23 protein-coding genes and 1 pseudogene are annotated in these 25,450 nt (G+C 36.6%); 7 read left to right on the forward strand and 17 right to left on the reverse strand.

Going from position 1 to position 25,450, the window contains the following annotated elements:
* Positions 1–25: 25 nt before the first annotated feature.
* Positions 26–1,444 (reverse strand): PTS fructose transporter subunit IIC, encoded by a 1,419-nt coding sequence (locus tag AB3I72_RS07815; RefSeq protein ID WP_061100644.1) that lies wholly within the window; start codon positions 1,442–1,444, stop codon positions 26–28.
* A gap of 4 nt (positions 1,445–1,448) precedes the next feature.
* Positions 1,449–2,375 (reverse strand): 1-phosphofructokinase, encoded by a 927-nt coding sequence (gene pfkB, locus AB3I72_RS07820; RefSeq protein WP_010775586.1) that lies wholly within the window; start codon positions 2,373–2,375, stop codon positions 1,449–1,451.
* 178 nt (positions 2,376–2,553) lie between these two features.
* On the opposite strand from pfkB, the gene AB3I72_RS07825 reads away from it, so the two are divergent.
* The gene (locus AB3I72_RS07825; protein ID WP_002363162.1) at positions 2,554–3,300 is read left to right on the forward strand and encodes a MurR/RpiR family transcriptional regulator; all 747 of its coding nucleotides are present in this window, start codon (positions 2,554–2,556) and stop codon (positions 3,298–3,300) included.
* Positions 3,301–3,395: 95 nt separating this feature from the next.
* On the opposite strand, the gene trmB is transcribed toward AB3I72_RS07825, so the two are convergent.
* From trmB to AB3I72_RS07845, 4 genes are all read right to left on the reverse strand, one after another.
* Positions 3,396–4,040, reverse strand: coding sequence for a tRNA (guanosine(46)-N7)-methyltransferase TrmB (trmB, locus tag AB3I72_RS07830; protein ID WP_002355532.1), 645 nt, complete (start codon positions 4,038–4,040; stop codon positions 3,396–3,398).
* A gap of 72 nt (positions 4,041–4,112) precedes the next feature.
* Positions 4,113–4,892, reverse strand: a complete 780-nt coding sequence (locus tag AB3I72_RS07835) for a phosphotransferase family protein (protein WP_002355531.1) — start codon at positions 4,890–4,892, stop codon at positions 4,113–4,115.
* A gap of 128 nt (positions 4,893–5,020) precedes the next feature.
* On the reverse strand, positions 5,021–6,232 hold the full coding sequence (locus tag AB3I72_RS07840) for an ABC transporter permease (RefSeq protein WP_010828555.1): 1,212 nt from the start codon (positions 6,230–6,232) through the stop codon (positions 5,021–5,023).
* A 1-nt stretch (position 6,233) separates the two neighbouring features.
* Positions 6,234–6,971, reverse strand: a complete 738-nt coding sequence (locus tag AB3I72_RS07845) for an ABC transporter ATP-binding protein (protein WP_002363160.1) — start codon at positions 6,969–6,971, stop codon at positions 6,234–6,236.
* Between the two features lie 215 nt (positions 6,972–7,186).
* Here AB3I72_RS07845 and AB3I72_RS07850 point away from each other — a divergent pair, with 215 nt between their 5' ends.
* From AB3I72_RS07850 to AB3I72_RS07860, 3 genes are all read left to right on the forward strand, one after another.
* Entirely contained in the window at positions 7,187–7,612 is a 426-nt protein-coding gene (locus tag AB3I72_RS07850; RefSeq protein WP_002355527.1) for an HIT family protein, read from the forward strand.
* The gene (locus AB3I72_RS07855; protein WP_002355526.1) at positions 7,613–7,957 is read left to right on the forward strand and encodes a YtxH domain-containing protein; all 345 of its coding nucleotides are present in this window, start codon (positions 7,613–7,615) and stop codon (positions 7,955–7,957) included.
* A 163-nt stretch (positions 7,958–8,120) separates the two neighbouring features.
* Complete coding sequence (locus AB3I72_RS07860) at positions 8,121–9,149, forward strand: peptidylprolyl isomerase (protein WP_368023787.1); 1,029 nt, start codon at positions 8,121–8,123, stop codon at positions 9,147–9,149.
* 39 nt (positions 9,150–9,188) lie between these two features.
* Here the strand turns inward: AB3I72_RS07860 and AB3I72_RS07865 are convergent, their stop codons facing one another.
* The 6 genes from AB3I72_RS07865 to AB3I72_RS07890 all read right to left on the reverse strand — a co-directional run bounded on the left by AB3I72_RS07865 (position 9,189) and on the right by AB3I72_RS07890 (position 16,342).
* Positions 9,189–10,133, reverse strand: coding sequence for a 3'-5' exoribonuclease YhaM family protein (locus AB3I72_RS07865; RefSeq protein ID WP_368023788.1), 945 nt, complete (start codon positions 10,131–10,133; stop codon positions 9,189–9,191).
* A complete protein-coding gene (locus AB3I72_RS07870; RefSeq protein WP_368023789.1) occupies positions 10,130–12,841 on the reverse strand; it encodes an ATP-binding protein in 2,712 nt (903 codons plus the stop codon). The genes AB3I72_RS07865 and AB3I72_RS07870 overlap by 4 nt, the downstream gene beginning before the upstream one ends.
* Complete coding sequence (locus AB3I72_RS07875; RefSeq protein ID WP_368023790.1) at positions 12,838–14,073, reverse strand: metallophosphoesterase; 1,236 nt, start codon at positions 14,071–14,073, stop codon at positions 12,838–12,840. The genes AB3I72_RS07870 and AB3I72_RS07875 overlap by 4 nt, the downstream gene beginning before the upstream one ends.
* A 274-nt stretch (positions 14,074–14,347) precedes the next feature.
* Positions 14,348–14,821, reverse strand: coding sequence for a S24/S26 family peptidase (locus tag AB3I72_RS07880; protein ID WP_368023791.1), 474 nt, complete (start codon positions 14,819–14,821; stop codon positions 14,348–14,350).
* Between the two features lie 23 nt (positions 14,822–14,844).
* On the reverse strand, positions 14,845–15,117 hold the full coding sequence (locus AB3I72_RS07885; RefSeq protein WP_002368006.1) for a hypothetical protein: 273 nt from the start codon (positions 15,115–15,117) through the stop codon (positions 14,845–14,847).
* The gene (locus AB3I72_RS07890; RefSeq protein WP_016629956.1) at positions 15,110–16,342 is read right to left on the reverse strand and encodes a radical SAM protein; all 1,233 of its coding nucleotides are present in this window, start codon (positions 16,340–16,342) and stop codon (positions 15,110–15,112) included. The genes AB3I72_RS07885 and AB3I72_RS07890 overlap by 8 nt, the downstream gene beginning before the upstream one ends.
* A gap of 429 nt (positions 16,343–16,771) precedes the next feature.
* Between AB3I72_RS07890 and AB3I72_RS07895 the strand changes: the two genes are divergently transcribed.
* Positions 16,772–18,334, forward strand: a complete 1,563-nt coding sequence (locus AB3I72_RS07895) for an ATP-binding cassette domain-containing protein (RefSeq protein ID WP_368023792.1) — start codon at positions 16,772–16,774, stop codon at positions 18,332–18,334.
* Between the two features lie 15 nt (positions 18,335–18,349).
* Positions 18,350–18,808 (forward strand): helix-turn-helix domain-containing protein, encoded by a 459-nt coding sequence (locus AB3I72_RS07900; protein WP_002368000.1) that lies wholly within the window; start codon positions 18,350–18,352, stop codon positions 18,806–18,808.
* Positions 18,809–18,876: 68 nt separating this feature from the next.
* Here the strand turns inward: AB3I72_RS07900 and AB3I72_RS07905 are convergent, their stop codons facing one another.
* Both AB3I72_RS07905 and AB3I72_RS07910 read right to left on the reverse strand, forming a co-directional pair.
* Positions 18,877–19,218 (reverse strand): YlbF family regulator, encoded by a 342-nt coding sequence (locus tag AB3I72_RS07905; protein WP_002355518.1) that lies wholly within the window; start codon positions 19,216–19,218, stop codon positions 18,877–18,879.
* A 62-nt stretch (positions 19,219–19,280) separates the two neighbouring features.
* Positions 19,281–21,467 carry a PBP1A family penicillin-binding protein gene (locus AB3I72_RS07910; protein ID WP_368023793.1) on the reverse strand — a complete coding sequence of 729 codons (2,187 nt, stop codon included), beginning with the start codon at positions 21,465–21,467 and terminating at the stop codon, positions 19,281–19,283.
* Positions 21,468–21,809: 342 nt separating this feature from the next.
* Here AB3I72_RS07910 and AB3I72_RS07915 point away from each other — a divergent pair, with 342 nt between their 5' ends.
* Entirely contained in the window at positions 21,810–22,673 is an 864-nt protein-coding gene (locus AB3I72_RS07915; protein WP_033624821.1) for an RluA family pseudouridine synthase, read from the forward strand.
* A 124-nt stretch (positions 22,674–22,797) separates the two neighbouring features.
* Here AB3I72_RS07915 and AB3I72_RS07920 read toward each other — a convergent pair.
* The 3 genes and pseudogenes from AB3I72_RS07920 to argR form a co-directional block, all read right to left on the reverse strand.
* A pseudogene (locus tag AB3I72_RS07920) lies at positions 22,798–23,352 on the reverse strand (GNAT family N-acetyltransferase).
* 10 nt (positions 23,353–23,362) lie between these two features.
* Entirely contained in the window at positions 23,363–24,883 is a 1,521-nt protein-coding gene (locus AB3I72_RS07925) for a phosphomannomutase/phosphoglucomutase (RefSeq protein ID WP_086281286.1), read from the reverse strand.
* A gap of 33 nt (positions 24,884–24,916) precedes the next feature.
* On the reverse strand, positions 24,917–25,372 hold the full coding sequence (argR, locus tag AB3I72_RS07930) for an arginine repressor (protein ID WP_061100653.1): 456 nt from the start codon (positions 25,370–25,372) through the stop codon (positions 24,917–24,919).
* Positions 25,373–25,450: the final 78 nt, after the last annotated feature.

Genomic DNA, 25,450 nt, shown 5'->3' on the forward strand with positions numbered 1-25,450 from the left:
CCATCCACTCCTAATTCCTGTTATTTCATTTTTTTGATAACGATTGCTCTTGTTTGGCGATTCTACTTTTTTGTACAAAACCTAGCAATAAACCGCCTACCAATGAACCAGCTAAAATTGCCAGAACCCATTGAACAGCGTGAGTAACAACTGGTAAAACAAGAAATCCTCCATGAGGTGCTGGCACTTGTACCCCAAACATATACGTTAGGACTGCCGCAATTGAAGATCCGAGCATCATAATTGGTAAAACTTTCAATGGGTCTTTTGCCGCAAACGGAATAGCGCCTTCTGTAATATGTGTGGAGCCTAAAATAAAGTTCACTAGGCCCGCATTGCGTTCATTTGTGTCAAAGTATTTTCCAAAGAATAATGTAGCAAAGCCTGTAATTAAAGGTGGAGCTATGCAGGCAGCAGAAACTCCTGCCATAAAAGAAGTATTGCCTTGAGCTAAGAGTGCCGTCCCAGTAACATAGGCCGCTTTATTAACTGGACCTCCCATATCAAAGGCACACATACAACCCACAATAATTCCTAAAACCAACGGACTGGAGTTTTGGAAACTAGCTAAAAAGCTCATCATTCCTTCGTTAACAGCTTTCATCGGATCTGCTAATAAAGACATAGTGATACCAATAACTGCAACGCCAATGACTGGATAAAGGAAAATTGCTTTTAAACCATCTAATGATTTAGGCAAACCTTTAAATACTCTTTGTAATAAAAGAATGAAATACCCAGCAAGGAAACCAGATAATATCCCTCCTAAAAAGCCAGTACCACCCGTGTTAGCAATCAAACCACCGACAAAGCCCACAACCAAACCAGGTCGTTTGGCAATCCCCTCTGCGATATACGCAGATAAGATTGGCACCATCATGCCCATTGAGGCATCACCAATACTTTTTAACATAGCGGCGGTAGCATTATACTGACTACTTTCTGGATCAAATGAATAAATGCCCCAAATAGCAAAAGAAAGAGCAATTAAAACGCCGCCTGCTACTACAAACGGCAACATGTGAGAGACGCCATTCATTAAGTTTTTATAAATACTATGTCCAACATTTACTGAAGAAATTTGTGTCTCCTGTTCAAGTTCGTCCACTGCTTGGTTTTCGGCTGCAATCGATCCTTTGCCTGCGAGTGCTTCTTCAATTAAGCGATCTGCTTCTTTAATCCCCACACTGACAGGGACATCAATGATTCGTTTCCCAGCAAAACGTTCTGCTTGAACGTCTTTGTCGGCGGCAATAATGACTGCCTCCGCTCCTTGGATTTCTGCAGGTGTTAACTCGTTTTCTATGCCAATCTGACCATGTGTTTCAACCTTAATCGTAATACCTTTACGTTTCGCAGCTTGTTCCAATGCCTCCTGTGCCATATACGTGTGCGCTATTCCCGTCGGACAACCTGTAGCAGCTATTAATTGATACGTAGCCATCTGTTTATTCCTCCTCTTGAATCTTTATTTGTTGCTCTAACTCCTGAACATCTGAAAAATCTGTCAATCCTTTGCGAAATGCTGTTGAACTACCTGCTGCAATACTTCTTTTTAAATTTTTTTCCAATGAAAGTCCTTGATGCCAGCCAGCTAAAAAGGTACCTAACATTGCATCCCCTGAACAAGCTGTATTCACAACCATTCCAGTTGGTGAATTACCTGAAAGAACCTTTTCATTATTCATAAATAAAGCCCCTTCACTACCTAAAGAAAGTAAAATATTTTTGGCTCCCCGCTTCAGTAATTCTTGTCCATAAAAAATGTAATCGTCCTTAGTCTGCACTTCTGTATGAAACCACTCTTGAAGTTCTTCTTCATTTGGTTTCAATAAAAATGGTTGATAAGGCAAACAATCTAAAATTTCTTCATAACTACTGTCTAAAATTAAGAACACCTGCTTTTCAAAACAAATTCGGCTAATTTCAATCAAAATACTTGGCGAAACCCCTTGTGGTAAACTTCCTGATACACACAAATAATCCCCTTTACGTAACTCTGAAATTTTTTTCAAAAAACGTCGTACATGTTCTTCAGATAATTTTGGTCCTTTATTGACTAATTTGTATTCCTTTTGATCTTGGGTAACTTTTGTAAACACATTGATTCTCGTTGTGCCAGCGACTTCGATAAAATCAGTGGTTATCTCTTTTTCTTTTAAATAATCCTCGACATAGTTCCCAGTGAAACCAGCTTTGACTCCCAAAGCGGTATTATCAATCCCTAACATCTTTAAAATTAGGGAAACATTGACTCCTTTCCCGTTTGCTTGAATATCATCTTCCTTCGTGCGATTCACGACAAAAGGAACTAGCTCTTCTGTTTCGATAAATAAATCAATGGCTAAATTTAATGTACATGTATAAATGGTCACTGTAGTTCCTCCTTTCTCCTCTTTATTATGTCTCAAAATACTATGTAAAGGTTTTCATTCTTTCGCAAAAATATAGAAAACATTTACAATTTCATAATTTCTCTAGCTTTTTTATTTTTTTTCATTAAAAATAGGCTTATAAATGTTTTTTTAGTGAAAGAAAGAAGGGCTGGTCATTATGGAACAAAAATTGAGTGAGTCAGAGCAATATCTCTGGCATTTTATCGAAACACATATTTTAGAAATCCCTGATTATTCCATTGTAAAATTAAGCGAACGAGCCAACGTATCAACTGCGACGATTGTAAGAACCATGAAAAAGAAAGGCTATGAAGGTTTCACATCCTTCAAGCATCACTTGAAAGATAAAGAAAACCAAAATATAAATTTTTCAGCATTAGAAAAAGTAGACCGAGGAATTCGGACGGCCATTTTAAAGAATGAAGAAGAAGTAACTCGTACGATTAACATGATTGAAATTGGTAATATCGAAGATGCGATCCAAAAAATCAAGGCTTCTCGACGGATTATTATCTTTGCTAGAGGTTTTTCAGAATTAATTGCTCAGGAAATGATGGTTAAGTTTCAATTGGCTGGCAAATACTGTGAACTGCATACGGACCCAGAAATTATTAAAAATATTAGTAAAAAGTTATCAAAAAAAGATGTGGCTCTTTTTGTTTCTTTAAACGGAGAAACCCAAGAATTAGTTGTCGCTGGTAAAAACTGTTACGACTCAGAAATTGGGACTATCCTTTTAACTGCAAGCAAACACTCTAGTTTAATGAAATATATTGAAATTCCGTTCGTGGGTTTCAAATCAGAAGGCTCCTTTTTCCCCGATTATGAAGTGCGTTCACGATTACCACTATCCATTCTGGCAAGAATTTTATTGGACGCTTATGCTTTAAGAACGACAACTTAGGCTTTCTTAAATAATAAAAAGAGCGTGGGACAAAAATCACTTTGGATTTTTGCTCCACGCTCAAAAACTGATAAACGGTTCTGTCCCGACCTCTTTTATTTTGCAACAAAACGTGCTTCTACTCGATAAATTCGTTGACCACGACTAGAAAATTTTTCTTCGTATTCTGTCATAATGTTGCCTTCAAACTCGCTATTATGCAAATCTAGCCACACACGTTCAATAATCATGCCATATTTAGAAAAGCTACTTAATGAGTATTCGAAGAGCCCTTGATTATCCGTTTTAAAATGAATTTCTCCATTTGGTTTTAAAATAATTTCATCTGTCGCTAAAAAGTTTTTATACGTTAAACGACGTTTTTCATGTTTTTTCTTTGGCCAAGGATCTGAAAAATTTAAATAGATTAAATCTACTTCATTTTCAGCAAAATATTCTGTTAATGCTTCGCCGTCTACTCGCAATAACTGTAGATTAGGTAACGGCTCGGCCACTAGCTTATCTAATGCAATCGATAAAATACTTAATTGCATATCGATACCAATATAATTAATTTCAGGATGTGCTTTAGCCATTTCATAAATAAAACGACCTTTACCTGAACCAATTTCAATGTGGATGGGATGATTATTGCCAAAACGTTCTTGCCATTTCCCTTGCCATTTTTCAGGACCTTCTACCACATATTGTGGATATTTTGCCATATATTCTGCTGCTCCGGGTCTATTTCTTACACGCATATTTAAAATTCCTTTCTTTTAAAAACAGACTGGTGAAATTCGCCAGCCTGTGTGGATGTTAAATGAATTAGTTTAACTACTAAACATTCGTTTTAATTGTAAAATTTCTGCAGTCATTGCTCTTCTTTCGCCCTCTTGGTGATGACGAACAATCTCTTGTAAAAAGCTAAATAAACCATACCAATAAATTCGTTGAACTGTACTTTCATTAGGAATTAAACCATAAGATAGTAACCATTGATTCCAACCGGAACGAGGCACATAATGACTCAAAATCATTCCTAAATCTACCGCTGGGTCCGCGACCATCACAGAATCCCAATCTACTAAATAGAGATAATTATTCGAGACTAACCAATTCCGATGATTCACATCGCCGTGGACAGCCACATAGCTAGTTTCTGGATATTCTGGTAAATGATTATATAAATAAGTGATTACTTCTTTTAAATAACTGTTTCGTTTTAATTCTTTAGGTAGTTGACGCTTATACTCTTTCAACATTGTTAGCGGGGTACAAACTTCGCCACCAATTTTTTTCAACATGTCTTTCAGCAAATTAGAATGATGCAATTGGTATAACACGTCAATCACGTCATTGCGTTTGCCAATTTCGTCCGCATGTAATAAACGTCCTTCCAGCCATTCTTGGGCTGTTAGTACGTCGCCATTCGCTGTCCGCTTTGTCCAAATCATCTTCGGGGCTAACCCTTCTTTAGACAATGCTGCAAGAAGTGGAGAAGTGTTTCGTTTAATGAACACTTTCTCTGTTTCTTTTATTCCCATGTATGTTTGACCAGTTGCGCCCTTTATCGGCTGCAGACGCCAGTCTTTATCCAACTGAAATTCCATGGAAATTATCTCCTATCTCAACACAATTTTATTGCAATTTTTACAGCAATTACCATTTTAGTCGCCAAACCTTGCTTCGTCAAGCTTCTATGTGGTTCTTTTGTAAATTTTGCTGGGTTTTCTCATCTTTATAACTTATTCAAGCGCATTGGAACATACATTTTAGTGAAAATCACAACTTCTACAATTAAGGCACCCAGAATGAGCAAGCTATTTTGCAAACTGCCTAAACGAAGGCAGACAATCCCACCAAAAATAATGGCTGCAACAGACAATGCGCCGCCAATTAACCGGCGAATTGCTGCTTGTTTTTTTTCTATTGAAATTGGATATAGCTGTGTCATCACCATATAATCAAATTGCGTGTACATGGGAATCAACTGGAACCCGATTAAATAAACAAACAATAAAGCAACTACCAACGCAATCCAGAATTCTTGTAAAAAGAAGAGTAGCACGCCACCAACCAAAATCAAACGAAACAATAAGCCGCTATATTCGCTACCTCGTAAAAAGCTCCGAATGAATAAGTAAGCATACGTGTTCTCAGATGTTTTTTTGACTACTCCGAGGAGAGGATCTAAGTATTTACGACGTTTCACTGTACTACTCACTTCAGGAATATCTGTAAACAACTGAATGAATTTATAAATTCTATGCATTCTGTTTTGTTCTTTTTGGATCATTTTTTCCCAATCCAAGAAACTCTGTTTCATCTTATTTTGCCAAATACTCGATAAACAAACGGCCAGAATGATGCCACCAATCACACCAACCCAAGGCGTCCAGTAAATGGCTCCCGTCATAATCAAGAGACTACTGATCAACCAAACGAACCACCAACTACGGTAAGTGGTTGACGAAAGATGATAGAGCCCGTAGCTTTGTAAACTAAGATGTGTATAAATCATACAAACTAGCATGACCAAAAATAAAAAGAAGGTTTGAAACGACCAACCTGTTGTGACTACAATCAACGGCATCAATAGGCCACTTCCTAGAAAGCTGACCACAATCGGTAAAATTAAAGAGTAGCGCAGCGCCCGTTTCAGATAAGCAGCGAATTGTTTTTCTTTTGGTAATAAAAACACCTTGTCTGGCTCTTCTGTCAAAGTAGCCAACTTACCAACTTGAATGAGTAGCAGCCAGCCCAACAGAATTAACGGTCTGCCCCAAACAAAATCACGAGGTAATTCTTTTAACAACTGGGAATAGTACAGACCTAATCCGCCTAATAAAAACATACAGACTAAAACAAAATGATCATTTAAAATATAGCGCAAGTACTTGGACATTTTTTTGAAATGCCGTGACAAACGTTGACTAAAAAATTCGCCCATGTTACCCCACCTTTTCTTCCTTCGTCAAGGCAAGATAAATATCATCTAAAGAAGACTCTGGTAAATTAAATTCTGCACGTAATTCAGCCATTGTACCGTTTGCCCGTAATTTCCCTTCGTGTAGTACCACAAAACGATCACAATATTTTTCAGCTGTTGCTAAAATATGCGTGGACATTAAAATCGCTGCCCCTTGCTTACGCATCGTATCCATTAATTCTAATAAAGCATGAATTGCTAAAGGATCTAAGCCTAGAAAAGGTTCATCAATAATATATAAACTCGGTTCAATTAAGAATGCACAAAGTACCATGACTTTTTGTTTCATGCCTTTTGAAAAATTAGCAGGAAACCATTCCAATTTATTGTCTAAGCGGAACGTTTTTAGTAATGGTTCCGCTCGTTTGAATGCTTCTTCTAATGGAATATCATAAGCCAAGGCCGTTACTTCGATATGCTCTTTCAATGTTAATTCTTCATATAAAGAAGGTGTTTCCGGAATATACCCGATTTTTTTACGATATTCTTCAGGGGCTTGCTGCAATGTTTCCCCGTCAATCATAATTTTGCCTTTTTGCGGCGTAAGTAACCCAATAATATTTTTGATGGTGGTGCTTTTCCCCGCACCATTCAAGCCGATTAAACCAACCATTTCACCAGACTTGACGTCAAAATTAATATCTTTTAAGACAGGAATATGGCCGTAACCTCCTGTTAAATGTTCAATTGTTAAGCTCATTTCTTTTGCCTCCAACCTTTTCTCTCTACCATTATTAAACCCTAAGCGAACCAAGAATTCAAAAATTACTCCCTTAATTAAATGGACTTTTTTCTTTCTCTTATTATACACGAAATGAAACGAACTTTTTAGCGAACTCACGTACTTTTTCATCCACAGAGAAATCAACTTGTGGTAAAGTAAAGGAAAGAACCTAGAGAAAAGAGGAATTTTTCATGAATGATTGTATTTTTTGTAAAATTATCAACGGCGAAATCCCAAGTTATAAAGTCTATGAAGACGAGAAAGTCTACGCGTTTTTAGACATCACACAAGTGACCAAAGGACATACCTTAATGATTCCAAAACAACACGTTGCTGATATTTTTGAATATAATGACGTTTTAGCAAGTGACGTCTTTGCTCGTATTCCTAAAGTAGCACGAGCATTAGAAAAAGCTTTTCCAGAAATGGAAGGATTAAACATTTTAAATAACAATAAGGAAGTGGCTTATCAATCCGTTTTCCATTCCCACGTTCATTTGATTCCCCGTTATTCAAAAGAAGATGATTTCTCAATTCATTTTGGCAATCATCAAGAGGACTATTCCGCCGAAGCGATGCAAGAAATTGCTGAAACCATTGCAAAGCAGGTGAACTAAATGAAAAAATTTATTAAAGGTCTCTTTTTTGGCGCAGCTGCCGGTACCATTGGCGGTTTGTTGGCTGCTCCAAGAAGCGGGAAAGAAACACGCCAACATTTAATCAATGAGCTAGAGGACTATCGTTCACTGAAAAATCAAGTCACGAATGACTGGGATCAGGTGCAACGAAATTTGGCAGTTGTCGAAGAAAACGTTCCACTGGCCACTGAATTTTCAAAAGACCTGCAACAAGAAATCACTGATTTCAAATTCCAAGCGGAACCTCGGATTGCTCAAATTAAAGAACAAATTGCCAAAATCACGGCTGAATTACCTGACACACAAACTAACAAGCAAAAGTAAAGTCTTTGATGTTAATTATTTCTTTTGTTATTAAAAAAATAAAAAGTGTGACGTAAATACGAATTTTGTTTGAAACTATGCCTGAGACTCTTTCTTTTTCAAAATGAGGTATGGTATAGTTATAACAGAAATAAAACTAAAAAAAACAGGAGTGCATAAGAGAATGAAGAAAAAACTAATCTTAGCTGCAGCGGGCGCAATGGCCGTTTTTAGTTTAGCAGCGTGTTCAAGCGGTTCAAAAGATATCGCAACAATGAAAGGTTCAACAATTACTGTTGATGATTTTTATAACCAAATTAAAGAACAAAGCACGAGCCAACAAGCGTTTAGCCAAATGGTTATTTATAAAGTCTTTGAAGAAAAATATGGCGACAAAGTAACTGACAAAGCCATTCAAAAGAAATTTGATGACGCTAAAAAACAAGTGGAAGCGCAAGGCGGAAAATTCTCTGATGCACTAACACAAGCTGGTTTAACTGAAAAATCATTCAAGAAACAATTAAAACAAGCCGAAGCAATGCAAGTAGGTTTGAAAGATCATTTGAAAATTACAGATGAAGACTTAAAAACAGCTTGGGCAAGCTTCCATCCAGAAGTAGAAGCACAAATTATCCAAGTTGCTTCAGAAGATGATGCAAAAGCTGTCAAGAAAGAAATCACTGACGGCGGCGATTTCGCAAAAATTGCCAAAGACAAATCAACCGATGCTGCAACGAAAAAAGACGGCGGTAAAATTAAATTTGATTCACAATCAACAACTGTTCCTGCCGAAGTTAAAGAAGCTGCCTTCAAACTAAAAGATGGCGAAGTATCAGAACCAATTGCTGCAACAAACGCACAAACGTACCAAACAACTTACTATGTAGTGAAAATGACGAAAAACAAAGCAAAAGGCAATGACATGAAACCTTATGAAAAAGAGATCAAGAAAATTGCTGAAGAGACAAAATTAGCCGATCAAACATTCCAAGCAAAAGTTATTAGTGACGAATTAAAAGCGGCCAATGTGAAAATTAAAGATGATGCCTTCAAGAACGCTTTAGCAGGCTACATGCAAACTGAATCTTCAAGCGCTTCTTCAGAGAAAAAAGAATCAAAATCAAGTGATTCTAAAACAAGTGATACCAAAACAAGCGACTCTGAAAAAGCAACAGATTCTTCAAGCAAAGCAACAGAATCTTCTTCTAAATAAGCATAAAAAAGAGAGTGGTCGATTGACCACTCCCTTTTTTTATTTATCTTTTGGAACATAGAAACTGCGGTTATCTAAACCAAAGATTCGTTCCGTATACTCCCCAGGCTGTGTTTGACGAATGGCCCCTAGCATCATTTGAATGGACGCATCCATGGTATCAATTTGATGTAAGATTTCCGCTTCCATAATTCTTGGCCGCACAGGTGAGCCATACTCCAATAATCCATGGTGGGCTAAGACCATGTGCCGAAGAACGACAACGTCTTCTTCTCGATCATCAATTTTTAAAGCCAAACACGCCTTGGTAATTTCCTCATCCACCAAAACTAAATGACCAATTAAGTTCCCTGCCACCGTATATTCTGTCGTAATAGCGCCAGATAACTCTAAAACTTTTCCTAAGTCATGTAAAATAATCCCCGCGTATAATAGTGACGTGTTAATTTCAGTATATTCCTTAGCAATTGCTTTGCCTAGGCGTAACATTGAGAAAGTGTGGTAAGCTAAGCCATTTGCAAAGGCATGATGGTTCCGTTTGGCTGCAGGAAATTCATAAAATTCTTGTTGGTATTTCGTCATAAGATAGCGCACAATACGATTCCAATGAGCATTGGTAATCTCAAAAATTACTTGATTGATTTCCTCGACCATCTCTTCTTTTTTCAAAGGCGCTCGTTCCATATATAAACTTGGCTGGCTTGGTTCCTCTGCTGTCGCTAAACGCATGTGTAAAATTTTTACTTGGGGTTTGTTTTGATAAACTTCTCGTTTCCCATTCAGTAAAACAACGTTTCCCGCAGTAAATCGTGTAATTTCATCCTCAGAGGCGTCCCAATATTTTCCGTCAATCGTGCCAGATGTGTCTTGAAAGGTAAAGGCAATAAACTTTTTCCCATTTTTAGCTACACGCACATCGGCATTTTTAATTAGAACAAATGATTCAAAAAGTTCTTCTACTGTTAATTCACGTAATTTTTTCACTTGACGCTTCCTCCTTCTAACGCAATTACTCTTTGTTGTAAGTCCTGATAATAGCTTACCATTTCTTGGTCAGAAGAAAAACAAATGACTTGCTGTTTTTGACCAAACTTAGTAAATAATTCAGCTAATTGGGCTTTTCTTTGATGATCATAGTGTAACCAGCCATCATCAATGATAATTGGACAAATCAGTTGCTCGCCTTGGACTGCTAAAAAGGCAAAACGAACAGCCATCATCAATTGATCTTTAGTGCCAGTTGATAATTCATGTAAATAAAACATTTCTTGTTCTTTCGTCACCGCAACTAGTTGACCTTCGGCTACTTGGATTGATTGATAACGCTGATTTGTTAAAAGTGCAAAGTAGCTTGATGCATACTGTAATAAGCTGGGCAATTGTTGTTCCGAAAGCTCTGTTAATAGGTCCATTAACAGTTGTCCCGCTAGTTGATACCCAGACCAACGTTGAGCTAGTTCTTTGATTTCCGCTTTTAAAATTGCTTGTCGTTGATACAACTCATCTAAGGTACCATCCGTCATTAATTGTTGTTTTTCATAAATCAACGCTTGATACTGTTCTTGTATTTTATTTAACTGACTTTCTTCCAGTGCTTGTTGCTGCGCCAGTTGTAAAGAACGGTCTTTTAACGTTGCCTCTGTTACCGCTTCTGGAAACAGATTGCCTAATTGTGTCGCTAATTCTTGCCCACGACCAACTTGAGCTTGCTGAGTCGTCAGCTGTTGAATCCTCATTGGAACATCAGCGATTGATAGAATCCGATAACGAATTAGTAAAGGCTGAATTCGTGTTAACGCTTCTTGCTGTTTAGTTTTCAACTCTCGTAACTGCTGTTTGAGATAGCCATCTGCTTGATACTCCTGAGCAAAGCGAACTTTCTCCATTTCTTCAGCAAATCCTTCTAAAAAGTGTAACTTTTCGGAAAGGCTCTTTCCTTGTAAGGGTAAATGCGTCATCAATGGAAAGACTTGTTCTTCAAATCCTTGGCGTTTTTGTTGATTTTCCTTCAATTGACTCATGAGTTCTTCATTTGTTTGAACAAGCAATAGATAGCGCGTAATCAATTCCCGCTGATTCATTAAAGTATCAATTTGATTCATTTTTCCTAATTGATGGACTTGGGCTTGCTCCGCTACTGCTTGTTCAAGCTGTTCCACTTGCAGTTGTGCCTCACGTTCTTGATTCAGCGCTTGTTGGAACTGTTCATTTAAATAATCTAGTTGCGAAAGTTTCGTCTGCCATTCTTCTTTCACTTCATCTGAGGACGCTTCTTTTCTAGTGGCGTAGCCAATCACTTCTTTTGCGATAAGACTAACTCCCACGAGAACTAGGCCCCATTTTAAAGGGCTCGGCAAAAAGAAACCCAGTAATGCAAGGATACTTCCTAGCAATAACCAAAGTGGTTGACTTGTTTTCTGCGCTTTTTGGGCACGCGTCGCTTCACCAAAAAATGCAGCGTGCTCTTTTTCAAAGTCCGTTAACTGGTCTTCCAAATTTTCAATTTGAGAAGCCAAGAATGCTTTTTGTTCTTGGCCTTTTTGAAGAGCTTGCGTATACGCAACTTGTTGTTGGCGCCACTTTTGAACGGTTTCGTTGTCATAAAAAAGCTGTGGTGGTCGTTCAGGCGACCATGACCATTCGTTCTCTAAAAGGACCATTTCTTGACGATTTTGATCAAAGGTTTGGGTCATCCATTCCGATTCCGTCATCAATTGTTGCATATCATAACGTTGATTCAACAATTGTTGAATTAATGCTTCTTGTTCTAGGTAAAAAGCATAGCCTTCTGGAACATCGAGCGCTTCTGACTGAAGAGATAACTCTTTGGTCAAACGTTGTCGTTCTTTGTCTAGGTACATATATTCTTGAAAGGTTTCTTCTAATTGAACTTGGTCTTCTTTTAATAAAACAACGTTCTCTGTTTCTTCAGGCAGCGACTGCCATTCTTCGTACAAGGGAAAGTGACGTTGCTGTTCCGCAACCTGTAACAAGCCCTGTTGCGTTTCTTTTAATTGCTGTTGCAGTGTCACTCGCCGTTGTTCTGTTTCGCGAATCGTTTCTTCTAATTGTTGAAAAGTTTGTTGCTGCGCTTCTTTCTCTTGAATTTGCTCTTTTAGTTCTTGATAAGCCGCCAACTTCTGATTGAGTAATGGCTGCTGTCCTTTACCTTTAAAGATTTTTTGTGCTTCTTTAAAGTACGCATTTCGGTAATTCAAAAGTTGTTGACTACCAGAAACACCAATGGCTAACAAGGATGTTTGCAGTTCCTCTTCTGTCAACTTGTCACTCGTAATTAATTGTTCTTGTTGGAAAGTAAAAACCTCTTGAAATAACTTTTTCGTTAGCGGATGTAACATTTGCTGTAAGGTTTTTTCATCCCCCATTTGTTGTTGATAATAAATGATTGCTTGCCCTTTATTTTTTTCTTTAAAACGCTCGACTTGAACTTCCCCAAACACAGGATGTGCCAACCACAAACGACCACCATACGAACCACCATTTTTAGGTGCGTAATCGCGTTTTCTTTTGCCTTTTGTGGGAAAACCAAACAGCATTGCTTGAATGAATTGATACAATGTGGACTTGCCAACTTCATTTGCGCCGTACAGCAATTGATTACCAGATTCAAATGTAATTTTCTGTTGTTGCCATTTTCCAAAGCCCACAATCTCTACTGCAAGTAATTTCATAGTGGGTCCTCCTGAATAGTAAAGTCTTCATTAATTTGCTCATGTGCTAGACCCAAGCTCTCTAATCGCCACTGCTCATCCATTGAAAAAATTCCAGCAAATTCTGGATAACGTAACAATTCCTTGGTGGTATCTTCAAAAATAACTGGATCTAAGTATGTTTTTTCTAATGCCGTTAATAAGTTGGGACTAGCGGCTAAATAGATCGGTTCTTTCGTTGGTTCCTCTGCTTGCAATACAAGACGATAAACAAAAAAATCACCTTGCGTTTTTTGTAAAAGCTGCTGCTGTAAGTAGCTTAATAGTTCGCCGTTGACAATGGCTTGCACCACGGTCACATCCAAATGTTGCGTTTCTTTCAGTGTCAACGCCATCAATTGCTGTTGCTGATGCGCATGCCACTTCGTCAGCAAACTGGTTTCAAGATAAGACAAAACGCTTTGGGTGTCACGGCATTGCGCCAGAGATATTTCTTCATTCGTCCAATCTATTTCTGCGACTTTTTCAAATTGAACAGTCGCTTGATTTTGGGAAAGTGTGACCACTGCAACTCCTTGTAAAGACTGTTCTTTTTTCGTGTGCCCTTGAGGTGTTCCAGGATAAACAATTAGCGGTTGTTCACTAACAATTTGCGGTTGATGAATGTGTCCCAATGCCCAATAATTATAGCCAGTGGCTTTTAAATCCTTCCATGTAAACGGAGCATAATTTTGTTGCGCTTTCCGGCTGGTGTCTCCATGATAAATCCCAATATGAATGTCAGATTCTGCTTGTTTGATAGGAAATTCTAGTGCTTTATTTTCATCAATCCAGGGATGCTCATAACTAAACCCTGAAACAGCCACTTGTTCGCCCGCTTTCGTTTCAAAATACAGTGTCTCAACCATTTCTTTTTCAAATAAAAAGACATTGTCCGGAAAAGAAAACCAATAACGGTCTTTTTTATAGTAATCATGATTCCCAAATGTTAGAATCACAGGGATTTCTGCTTGTTTCAACTGTTCTAATGCGGCCATCAATTGGGCTTGCATTGAAATAGAGGTCTGACTTTGATGAAACGTATCTCCTGCAAAAATAACCAAGTCCACCGCTTCTCGAATGGCAACTGTTACGATATTCATTAACAATTGTTGATTAGCTTCTCTTAAGCGCTTCGCTAAGGCTGTCGGGATCCCAGTTAAACCTTCAAAAGACCGATCCATGTGTAAATCAGCTGTATGCAATAGTTTCATCGTTTCCCCTCCTTTTCTCCTTCCTTTATCATATCATTTTCTTTCAGCTTGGTCAGTAAAAACATACGAAAATTTGTTCGTTTTTTCAATAAAAAAAAGAATCAGGTTAACTGATTCTTTCGAAAAAGCAAGTATTTAGATTGTCCGTTTCTTCTTATATTCATAAAAGTAAAATAGCTATAATTGGTAAGAATAATAAGTGAAAATTTTTATAAATGATTTCAAATTTAGGATTACTCTAAAAACAGGTACTAAAGTAGTCCTTTCTATAAGTTCAAATACTGAATATTGAATCAAATTTATTAAAAAAATCATTTTGGTTTTTAGGTAAATTATTGCTTAAATATCTATAATAAATACAGAATTCTTCTGAATCAACAGGTACCTCAAAGTTCACCAAATTTTCTAAATGTATCTCTCTCAATAGATTTTTAGAAAGAACCAAGATATTAAAATTGTCACTAATTTTTTCATTACTATATATTGCTCTTATTTTTATCTTCTCTTTCACATAGCTGTCATCTGCCTGATCCTCTATCACGCCTACAATTGAATTAGTTCTTACAGGGGGATCAAAATATTTAAAATTATCTCCTTTACATATGGCTAGACCTCCTCCTATACTGACTACTCTATGTGCAAAAAAGTTGTTGTATAGACTTTTTATTACAACAATTTTACCTGTACTTATTTCAAAGTTACTACATTGTGCTACTAAAATATCTCCCTCTTTATATGTTGGCAACATAGATACTCCTTCTGCAACAAACCTCATTGCCTCATCACCACCACATCATATTTCAATAGCTCTTCTATAAATGCCTTAATTTGTTCTCTTACTATATACATATTTTGATTATCTGTATCAAATTCTTTAGATAACCTAGACACAGCTTCATCAATATTCTTAAATTTTTTAGCTTCGATTCTATGAAAAATAAATATTGAAGTTTTATCTTCAAGCATAAAGCCATCCTCATTTAATGATATAACTAAAAACTCTCCTTTGTCTTCATAATTAATTTTTTCATTAATACTAAGCATGCTCTTTACCTCCATATACAAATTGATACATTTGTTCCAAAATCATTCCTTTGATTATTTTGCATTCCTCATTATTGATTACATTCGAAGAATCATCCTTTGACTTTGAATAATAATGATTTGCTCTACACGAGCCTCCACAAAGCAGTTTGAATGAACAATTTTTACACGGCTCCATACCAAGGGACGAATAAGAGAAGTGATCAATTTTTTTATTCTTAAAAATATAGTCTAGCGGTTCGGCTCTAACATTCCCTAAGTAAAAATCTTTTTGATCCAATAACTTACAAGTATAGACATTTCCCATGGGATCAATTGAAAATTCTCCGATACCTTGACCACAATGAACTTTAATTGTAAATGGATTTAAAGCTTTCTTGTATTTCATCGCAATCCGATCAATCTCTTTTCTTTCATCTTTTGTAAGAGAAATATCGTCAAATCCTCTACCCAATTTACAAAAAGTTCCAATATTTAAGTTTATTTTATGAGATTTTGCAAAGGTAACCATTGTATCAATGTCAGCAATATTATTTTTAGTAATTGTTTGATTAATGGCTAAATTTTTAAAGTTAAGTTTTATTAGATTCTCTAAAGCCTTTGTAGCAACTTTAAAGCATCCTCTTCCTCTATTGTCATCATTGTTATTTTCATTTAAAGAGTCTAAACTGATTGTAATTTTGTAACAACGTTCAGATAAAAACTTAGCTTGTTTGATGTTATAGGCTACTCTACCATTGGATATTAAGTTGCAGATAAATCCTTTTTTATATGCATTATCTAATATCTTATAGAAGTTCTTTTTTAAACCAACTTCTCCACCTGTAAAAACAATTTTTTTTACTCCAGCTACCTTTAACTGTTTAAAAATCTTATCATACTCTTCGTAATCTAATTCTCTACGTAGCTTTTTACCTGGACCTGCTTCAGCATAACAATAGGTACATTTTAAATTACATTCTTCGGTTACAACAATATATACCGTGCGTGGAATAGAGAAATTTTCTATTAATTTATGAAAATTCTCCTCTACTTCCAAGTCAGTGAAATCAAAGATTCTATACAATTCTATTTTTCTTAATAAGTCTTTTGAGATATCATGTCTATCTCTAGTTTTTAGATATTTTTCGAGAATAGGAAGTTCATTTTCTTCTATACCAATCCAACTACTAATAATTGGATTATGTACTATAACCTTGTTTCTATAAAAATAAAATTTTAACAAAAATTATCCTTCCCTTCTTTGTATACCTGAGAGCATTTAAACTTAAGCGTACATTATTAATTAAAGATAGAAAATTTAAGGAGCTAAGATTTATCGTTTCGTAATATTAAATGAAAAATTTGATTAAGTTACATTTCTTTATTCAAAATTGTTTTTTAAGTTCCAGTACCTACAAGGATTCCACACATACAGCCTAATTGAATTGTTTTGCCAATTTTTTTCAATTCTGGTTTATTAAATTTCATAGAAAATTCCTCCTCTCCTAAATAATCAGCTCCTTAAATATATTTCAAATAATACATGCTTTTCCTCATAAGGTCAAATATTTTCCTCTTGATTCAATATAATTTAGGAAAAACAGCGAAAATATTGATATCTATTATGAAATTATATACAATGTGTTTAAGTACGAAAGGGGAGTTGCAAATCATGGAAAAGATTATGAAAAAAAATAAAAAATTTGTTTTTCTAGTTAGTTTGACTGCTATAGTCACCACATTAACCTCTTTAATTGCACCAATTATCATTCAATATCTAACAAATAAAAAAAACCTTAATTCACAGGCAATGATCTATATTTTCTTAGCCATGTTATTGTCTTTAGTAATACAATTAGTTATCATGGTTTATAAAGAAAATTTTGCTGCAAGATTCAATTCCAATTACTTATTTACTCTAATTAATAAAATGATACACCTTAAGTATGACTCTTACATTACTCTTGAGCCAACCTATTTGATTAATCGTATTTTTAGTGCTGTGGATGCACTTTATTTATTTTTGATATCTAGCTTCAGTGTGACAATTAAATCAATTTTCACTATCCTTTTATCTTTACTTATGGTCAGTTATCTTTCTATTGAAATTGTTTTATTCATGGTTTTATTGATTCCTTTAAACTATTTTGGATTTAAGTATATAAATAAAAAATTAAAAGTTCGAATGGAAAACATGCAAAAAAATGCAGCTGTTGCAAACAAAAATTTAATTTCTACGTTATCAAATCAAGATGCTGTTAAAGCCGGTATTTCAGCTGAAATATTAGAAAATTTACTCTACGAAAAAATCAATTTAATGTATCAATCCGTAGCTAGTACTAATAAATTCGCTCAAAGCACTAGTAGTATTGTTTCTTTTATTAATCAAAGTTTCCAAACTTTTGTTTATATTCGAACAAGTATGTTAATTGCGGCAGATAACTTGCCCATTTCCAGTCTAATTATATTAAGTATCCTTTTGCCTTTGTTTTTTTCCTCTTTGAGTGAATTATCTAAAGTTACTATCGATTTAAATACTTTAACAACAGCAAATACATTTATAAAAGATAGTTTAGACAAAAATATAGAAAGAGATGGTGACATAGATATAGATGCTATTGCAAGCATCCAGTTATTTTTTCCAACATTCGAGATAGACGGCAACCAATTTCAATACAGGATCCAAGAAAACCTACAAAATGGGGATCGAGTTTATTTAACGGGAAAATCTGGAAGTGGTAAATCATCTTTATTAAAACTATTACTAAAGTTTCGAGAATCATCAGGAATTATGATTAACGATTTACCAATCAATGCAATAAATAATAAAAGCTTGAGAAACAAAATTGCCTATTTGGCACAAGAACCAACAATACTCACAGAAACTTTAGAAAAAAATATTGGTATGGGAACGCCTCTATCCTATGAACAAAAACAACTTATTTTAAATACAGGCATTCTTAATCCTATTTTGAAAACTAAGGACTGGGAAACTGTTTTAACTGAAAACGGCAGTAATTTATCTGGTGGAGAAAAACAAAGAATTGCAGTTGCAAGACTTATTTTAGCGGATGCCGATGTTTATATTTTAGACGAGAGTACCAGTAATATTGACGAAGAATCCAGTCAAGCAATCTTTGAAACATTATTAGAATGTGTCAAAGATAAAATATTCATCTTTACCTCTCATGATAAAAAAAATAGTCAATACGCTAATAAAATTATAAATATTTAAAGGAGACTTCTAAATATGTTGTCTGTAGAACAATTAGCCCAAGAATTAAATGTGACCACAAGAACCATTCGAAATTATTTGAAAGAAGGAAAAATAAAAGGAACAAAAATTGGTGGACAATGGCGTTTCTCAGAACGAGATATTTATGATTTTTTAGGAAAATCAGATGATATCATTGTAAAGAACACCGCTATCGAATCTTATGTGAAAGATGTTCCACAAAACAATGAAGGCCTTGTAACATTGACTTTCTCACTTAACACAGAAAGTGATATTGAATTCGTTAAAAATAAAATACTAAAACATTTCAACTCTGTTTACGGTAGTAATCAGCAAAACAAAAGTTTTGAATATCAGCTTTTGCCTAGAAACCTTGTTAGAATTACCTTAATTGGCCCTCATGCTTACATTTTAAATTTCGGAAACTGGCTAACAAACTTTATAGAATTATCGATTCAAAATTACCAAGAGTAGCTAGCTATTCACAAAATTAAATAATAAGAAAACCCCAGAGAAGCACTTGCTTCTCTGGGGTTTTCTTATTAATCGTTATACATATCACGCACAGGAGTCATGATAATTCGGTTTAAATCATTGACAACTAAGCTAAACGCTTGTTCTTTTTGCATTAATTCGTTGATAACTGCTGTTTCCTGCACTTTCGTTGCAATGCTTTGTGCTTTTTCAGCATCTTCATCCGTGAATTCTTCGCCGCGCATTTGTTTTTCTTGTAGTCCTTGTTGGAATCCTTGGAATTCTTTAAACAATGTGTAAGCTGCTTCGTCTGCTTTTACTTCTTCATACGCTGCTTGTAATGCTTTAAATTCGTCTAACTCACGTAGTTCACGTTCAATCTGATTAGCTGTATCATAAATGTTACTCAATGGAATCCCTCTTTTCTCAATAGTTTCATCTTTATTGTACCATTTCTCTTAGGTTTTCCCAACTAATTTCCTAATAAGCCTCCGAAAATTCCTTCAATCTTGTCTTTGACTTTTTTCGCGCCGTCTTTAATTTGTCCCCCAACTTCATTCAATGTATCTCCGAAATTGCTAGCGCCGTCTTGAACAGAATTTCCAAAGTCTTTCAAGTTATCCCGCCAATTAGAATTGGCACCACCAGTTAAACTATCGTTGCTATCAACAACTTTCCCACCTGTGGCATAAGCATCCGCGACAGGAAATTGTGCTTGTTTGACTTGTGGCAAGATGCCACTGGCTTGACTGTTGAACACCTGTGAGGCATACGTAGCGCTACTGCCTTCCAAATAATGGGTTTTACTGGTTTCTTGGAAGCCTAACCAAGTAGCAATGACAACTTCTGGTGTATAACCAATCACCCACTGATCGTTCGTTTTACTACTATCGAAGTTGGTTTCTGTCGTACCTGTTTTACCAGCCATTACGTAGCCTGCTGGTTGTGCGTTGACCCCGCTCCCAGAACTAAAGACCCCTAGTAGCATACTTGTAATCCCATCTGCAACATCTTTGGTAATGACTTGTTCTTTCTTGACTTTAGTATTATCAACTACAATTGCGCCAGTTGAGTCGACGATTTTTGTAATTAAATGCGTTTCAGTTTTATAGCCTTCATTGGCAAAGGCACTATAAGCTCCCGCCATAGTTAGTGGCGAAACACCCGTTTGTAATCCTCCAAGGGCTAAACCATAGTACCGATCTTTTTCTGATAACGGAATGCCAAATTTCTCTGTTTTTTCATAGCCTTTATCTAAACCAATTTGATGTAATAACCATACCGCTGGTAAATTTAAGCTTTCTCCTAAGGCTTGGTACATAGGAACTTCTCCACTGTACGTGCGGCTATAGTTTTGCGCTGGATAATAATCTTGTGGTTCATCTTCTAAAACAGAGTCTGGTTTATAGCCAGCCTCTAAAGCTGGTGTATAGACAGAAATTGGTTTTAAGGACGAGCCTGGTGAACGTTTTGTTTGCGTTGCAAAGTTAAAGCCTCGATAAACGTGTTCCCCTCGACCGCCCACCAGTGCTTGCACGCCGCCGGTTTTCGGATCAATGGCTACAGAACCACTCTGAACCATGGCACCATCTTCTGCATTGGGTGGAAATAGTGCATCATTTTTATAAGTTGCATCCATCGCATCTTGATATTTTTGATTTAAAGAAGTGTAAATCTTGTAGCCTTTATTTAAAATATCTTCTTCTTTAAATTTATAACGATTGACCGCTTCATCAATTACCGCATCAAAATAATATGGGTATTTGTAACTATTTTCGTCGCCAACATAGGTGTCATTTAATAGACTCGCTAAGTTAACACTCGCTTCTTGATTGGCTTCTTCTTGAGATAGTTTTTTATTGTCGACCATTAGTTGTAAAACGGTATTCCGTCGCGCTGTGGCATTGTCAATGTAATCAATTGGGTTATAGATTCCTGGCCCTTTTAACATACCTGCTAGCGTTGCGGCTTCCCCCACTGTCACTTGGGATGCATCCACGCCAAAGTATTTACGAGCTGCATCTTGCACGCCCCAGACACCATTACCAAAATAAGAATTATTTAAATACATTGCTAAGATATCTTTTTTCGAATATTTCTTTTCGATTTCAATCGCCAAGAATAATTCTCTGGCTTTCCTATCTAACGTTTGCTCTTGCGTTAAGTAAGCATTTTTGGCTAATTGCTGCGTAATTGTACTTCCGCCACCACCGCCACCGATTTTCCCGAAGGTCAATTTTCCAACAACCGCACGGGCAATCCCTTTGATGGAATACCCTTTATGTTGATAAAACCCGCGATCTTCAGTTGAAATAACCGCATCTTGAATATAAGGAGAAATATTATCCAGTTCCACAAAAGTCCCTTTTTGCCCGAATAACTTTCCGACTTCTTTTCCTGATTCATCATAAACGCGTGTTGATTCACTTAGCCCCGATTTTAGGGTCTCAACGTTTGCGGACTTGGCTAAGTAAAATAAATAAATACTGGCACCTAAAGCGACTACCAAACCAATTAACAAGAAAATTTTATTGATTTGATACTTTTTCCAAATCCGCTTTCTGGCTTGATGGAATTGTATTAAATAAGGCTTTATCCACGTCCAAAAATGACGTAATCCGACACCGACTTTACTAAAAAATTGTTTAAGATTGTCCATAGTACTCCCTCTGTTTACGTTTCTTGGCTAAGTCTACCATATTCTTGTGGGTACGACCTAGGTCTAAAGCATGAAAAATTCTTGAAAAATAATTTCAATGATCTTTTCGCTGTAGCAAAGGAAATGGGGCCTTCGCTAGAGGTAAATAATTGCTTACGTTTAGAAACGAGTCTTTATTTAGCCTCTATTCTATCATGCTTTTCTTCGTTTTTTATGTAAATTTGTTTAAGAATCTCTCAAGGAACTGCCTTTCTAACAAATTTCAGCTTTTTTTCCGTTCTGACTTGACCTTTTGAGCAGCTTTGTTACACTAAATAGCGAATCAGTGAAAGGTGGGATTTGGTGGAATATTCAATGCGATTACCTGAAAATTTTTCAACAATGACTGTAAAAGAACTATTAGAAAATGAGTGGCTAGTCCCTCGAAAAGTGCGCCATTTTTTACGCACGCGAAAAAATGTCAAAATCAACGGAGAAACAGCTGCTTTTCATTTTCCAGTCCAAGCTGGCGATTGTGTCACCTTAACGTTTGAAGAAACCGATTATGTGCGTCCCACTATTCATTTGGGTGACGCAACGCGTGTGAAGGTTTTATATGAAGACGAACATTTAATGATTGTAAATAAACCTTATGGCATTAAAACCCATCCAAATCAGCCACAGGAAACAAACACCTTGTTAAATCATGTTGCTGCCTATTTAGCTGAGAAAAATCAGGTCCCTTATGTCGTTCATCGATTAGATAAAGAAACCAGTGGTGCGATTGTCTTTGCTAAAAATCCTTTTGTCTTACCTATTTTAGGGCGTTTATTAGAAACAAAACAAATTTACCGCCAATATCAAGCGATTGTAGCTGGTCACTTTAACCAAAAAGAACAGACAATCAATCAGCCGATTGGTCGTGATCGGCATGATCGCCGGAAACGACGGATTGATCCTCAAAAAGGGGATTCAGCGATTACACATGTCCAAGTGGTCAAAGCTCTTTCTAATAATCAAACCGCAGTTACCTGTGTTTTAGAAACAGGTCGGACGCACCAAATTCGGGTCCATTTAGCTAGCGAAGGGCATCCAATTATTGGTGATCCGTTATACAACCCAAAATCGCAGGCAGCTCGTTTAATGCTCCATGCTTCACAACTTCATTTACTCCATCCGTTTACAAAAAAACAAATCGTTGTGACTGCAGCGCCTGGCCTATGGTAAAAAAAACAGAAGAAATCGGACGGTAACCGCCGATTTCTTCTGTTTTTTTATTTTACCGCACATTCACTGCTGAGAACGGTATATCTGCGTTTGCTCAGTGTCTTGGTGTTAAACAGTTCCTAAGCTAACTCTCAGCCTTAATCATTTGTAGCCACTCTTTTTGTAAAATTCCGTAATTGTAGATATCTAGCCATTGGCCATCTTGAAATAACGCTTCTCTATCAATTCCTTCTTTTTTGAAGCCTACTTTTTCATAAACATGAATCGCTTTTTGATTGTTACTATTGACAGCTAATCTGATTTTGTGCAAGCCCAATTCATAAAAAGCAAATTTACAAATTAAAGACACCGCCTCAAAGCCATATCCTTGACCACGTTGCTCTTTTTGTAAAATAGCAATCCCTAAATTGGCCCCTCTATTTTTCAACTGTACATCAGACAACGAAACCCAACCAATAAATTCCTCTGTCGTATTTTCTAAAATAGCAAATAGAAATCGATCATCTTCTCCTTTATTAATCGTGAAATCTTTCCATTCTTCAAGCCCCCACGGATGTAAAGCATCCCAGCTCAAATGCCGAAGCAATTCATTATCCCATTGCTGTTTTGCAATATGTTCGATATATTCTTCTCTAAAATGAGAAAAGCCAACGTGTTTTCCTTTTTAAACATTTTCCATAAGAACACCTTTAATTTCCTAGATTATTTTCTATTTGCTGACTATCTATTTCCTCGTATTTTTGTAAAAAAGTGGCAATTTTTTCGATGACACACGCATTTTTATCGCTTTGGTCATTCTCTACCTGAAGAACAAGCAACGGTTCATGCAGACTTAAGCGTAGCAAAAACCAACCACTGCCATATTGACCAGACACGTTTCCCCGAACACCTTCTTGGTTTTCACGGTCCACAGCAAAGTCTGCTTGATTTTCTACAAACAATTCAAAGTCTCGCAAGACTTGTTGCCCATAACAAGTAACATCCTCCGCAGTAATTTTGAAGCGAAATTCGTTGGTTTCTGCCGGTTGCTTCAATGTAGCAATCAGATCTCCTAACGTTTGATTGTTTTGTTTCAATTCTGGTAACAACATTAAAATTTTCGCCACGACATATGCACCATCATCCAGATTGTAGTTTTCTTGAAACGCTGCATGACCACTGGTTTCAATGGCTAACGGTGTCTGAAAGCCCCCATGATTCAATTCAATCATTTTATTAATGACATTTCGGTAACCAGAAATATAACGAATCTGTTGGCCGCCTTTTTCTTCAATAAATGTTTTTAAATGACTTGAGGTTGGCGAATTTGTCACAATATAACTACCAGGCGCTTCTTTTAAAACGATTGCCGCTAAAACAGCAATTAAATTATTTCGGTTTAGTACCTCACCTGATTGGTCCACCACAGCCGAACGATCTACATCTGTATCAAAAATAATGCCCAAATCTGCTTGATTAGCTAAAACAGCCGTTTGAATACTTTTCATTGCTTCAGAATTATCTGGATTAGGTACATGATTAGGAAAATGCCCATCTGGTTCTAAAAACTGTGATCCCGTCGTATCAGCGCCCAAAACTTGAAGAACCTGCTCCGCAAAGAAGCCCCCAGCCCCATTACCCGCATCAACGATAATTCGAAAGCCCTGTAAAGGTTTCTCTTCGGGCGAATGAATTCCTTGGCGGATTTTTGCCACCAAATGCTCCGCATAAATTGGCAGTAACTCTTGCTTCATCAGTGTGCCATTTTCATTGGCTGTCAGCGGATCAGTATGAGATAAAATATACCGAATATCTTCTTTCTCTGCTCCACCTTCTGCTGTGAAGAACTTCAAGCCATTAAAGTAGTAAGGCAAATGGCTAGCTGTAATCATAATCGCTGCATCACATTGAAGCGTTGGAAATTGAGTAGCCATAAACATAGCAGGCGTCGTAGCTAAACCAACGTCAATCACCTGAATACCTAATGAAAGAAACGTATCTACTAATACTTGCTTAATCGGCTCCGCCGTTAGACGACTATCATGTCCGATTGCAATTGTCAGGCGCTGTTGTGCCTTTCGTGGCAGCTGTTTTTTATCCTGTAACCAACGAACCACGCCCACCGCAATCTCGGCTACTGCTGTTGCGGTTAATGTTGCAGTTTGCTCTTCCGTATCCAAAGCAATTCCCCGAATATCCGAACCATTTTGTAGCGCTTTCAATTCTACCAAGAAAAAAACTCCCTTCTACTGATGCTTTCAATTTTAAAAAATCATATTTTCGATGCGTTCGATAAAGTGTTCCGCATCCTCTTCTGAACGCGTAATCACAATAATTGTATCCGCACCAGCCACTGTACCCGCCACTTCTGGATAAGCTACTTCATCTAAAAAGTTACTCACCACATCGGCATTTCCCATCTCTGTATGCAAGATGACAATAAATTGTACTCGCTCCATTCGAACAACTGAATCTTTTACTGATTCTCGTAATTTCTCTTCACTGCTTGTGCCTTGTGTTTGAGAAAAAATTGCATATTTGACACGACCATCTGCACCATGTGTTTTAACAATACTCATTTCACGGATATCTCTTGAAACAGTCGCTTGAGTGGCTCGGACGCCAAGTTCTTCCAAACGAGTGATTAATTCATCTTGTGTTTCAATTTCTTGTTGCATAATTAATTGTTTAATCAAACGTTGACGTTCTGCTTTTTTCATATAGACCACTCCTCTCCATTCATTTCTTTTATTATATCCAAAAATGAGTAAAAATACAGGTACTTTTCACATTAAACT

Source organism: Enterococcus sp. GC34 (genome assembly GCF_040886645.1).
Classification (GTDB): Bacteria; Bacillota; Bacilli; order Lactobacillales; family Enterococcaceae; genus Enterococcus; species Enterococcus faecalis.

What these genes read in the sequence shown, in the direction of transcription:
- AB3I72_RS07815 (WP_061100644.1), bottom strand. Translation starts at nt 1,444, where the DNA reads ATGGCTACGTATCAATTAATAGCTGCTACAGGTTGTCCGACGGGAATA.
- AB3I72_RS07825 (WP_002363162.1), top strand. Translation starts at nt 2,554, where the DNA reads ATGGAACAAAAATTGAGTGAGTCAGAGCAATATCTCTGGCATTTTATC.
- trmB (WP_002355532.1), bottom strand. Translation starts at nt 4,040, where the DNA reads ATGCGTGTAAGAAATAGACCCGGAGCAGCAGAATATATGGCAAAATAT.
- AB3I72_RS07835 (WP_002355531.1), bottom strand. Translation starts at nt 4,892, where the DNA reads ATGGAATTTCAGTTGGATAAAGACTGGCGTCTGCAGCCGATAAAGGGC.
- AB3I72_RS07840 (WP_010828555.1), bottom strand. Translation starts at nt 6,232, where the DNA reads ATGGGCGAATTTTTTAGTCAACGTTTGTCACGGCATTTCAAAAAAATG.
- AB3I72_RS07845 (WP_002363160.1), bottom strand. Translation starts at nt 6,971, where the DNA reads ATGAGCTTAACAATTGAACATTTAACAGGAGGTTACGGCCATATTCCT.
- AB3I72_RS07850 (WP_002355527.1), top strand. Translation starts at nt 7,187, where the DNA reads ATGAATGATTGTATTTTTTGTAAAATTATCAACGGCGAAATCCCAAGT.
- AB3I72_RS07855 (WP_002355526.1), top strand. Translation starts at nt 7,613, where the DNA reads ATGAAAAAATTTATTAAAGGTCTCTTTTTTGGCGCAGCTGCCGGTACC.
- AB3I72_RS07860 (WP_368023787.1), top strand. Translation starts at nt 8,121, where the DNA reads ATGAAGAAAAAACTAATCTTAGCTGCAGCGGGCGCAATGGCCGTTTTT.
- AB3I72_RS07870 (WP_368023789.1), bottom strand. Translation starts at nt 12,841, where the DNA reads ATGAAATTACTTGCAGTAGAGATTGTGGGCTTTGGAAAATGGCAACAA.
- AB3I72_RS07875 (WP_368023790.1), bottom strand. Translation starts at nt 14,073, where the DNA reads ATGAAACTATTGCATACAGCTGATTTACACATGGATCGGTCTTTTGAA.
- AB3I72_RS07880 (WP_368023791.1), bottom strand. Translation starts at nt 14,821, where the DNA reads ATGTTGCCAACATATAAAGAGGGAGATATTTTAGTAGCACAATGTAGT.
- AB3I72_RS07885 (WP_002368006.1), bottom strand. Translation starts at nt 15,117, where the DNA reads ATGCTTAGTATTAATGAAAAAATTAATTATGAAGACAAAGGAGAGTTT.
- AB3I72_RS07895 (WP_368023792.1), top strand. Translation starts at nt 16,772, where the DNA reads ATGGAAAAGATTATGAAAAAAAATAAAAAATTTGTTTTTCTAGTTAGT.
- AB3I72_RS07900 (WP_002368000.1), top strand. Translation starts at nt 18,350, where the DNA reads ATGTTGTCTGTAGAACAATTAGCCCAAGAATTAAATGTGACCACAAGA.
- AB3I72_RS07910 (WP_368023793.1), bottom strand. Translation starts at nt 21,467, where the DNA reads ATGGACAATCTTAAACAATTTTTTAGTAAAGTCGGTGTCGGATTACGT.
- argR (WP_061100653.1), bottom strand. Translation starts at nt 25,372, where the DNA reads ATGAAAAAAGCAGAACGTCAACGTTTGATTAAACAATTAATTATGCAA.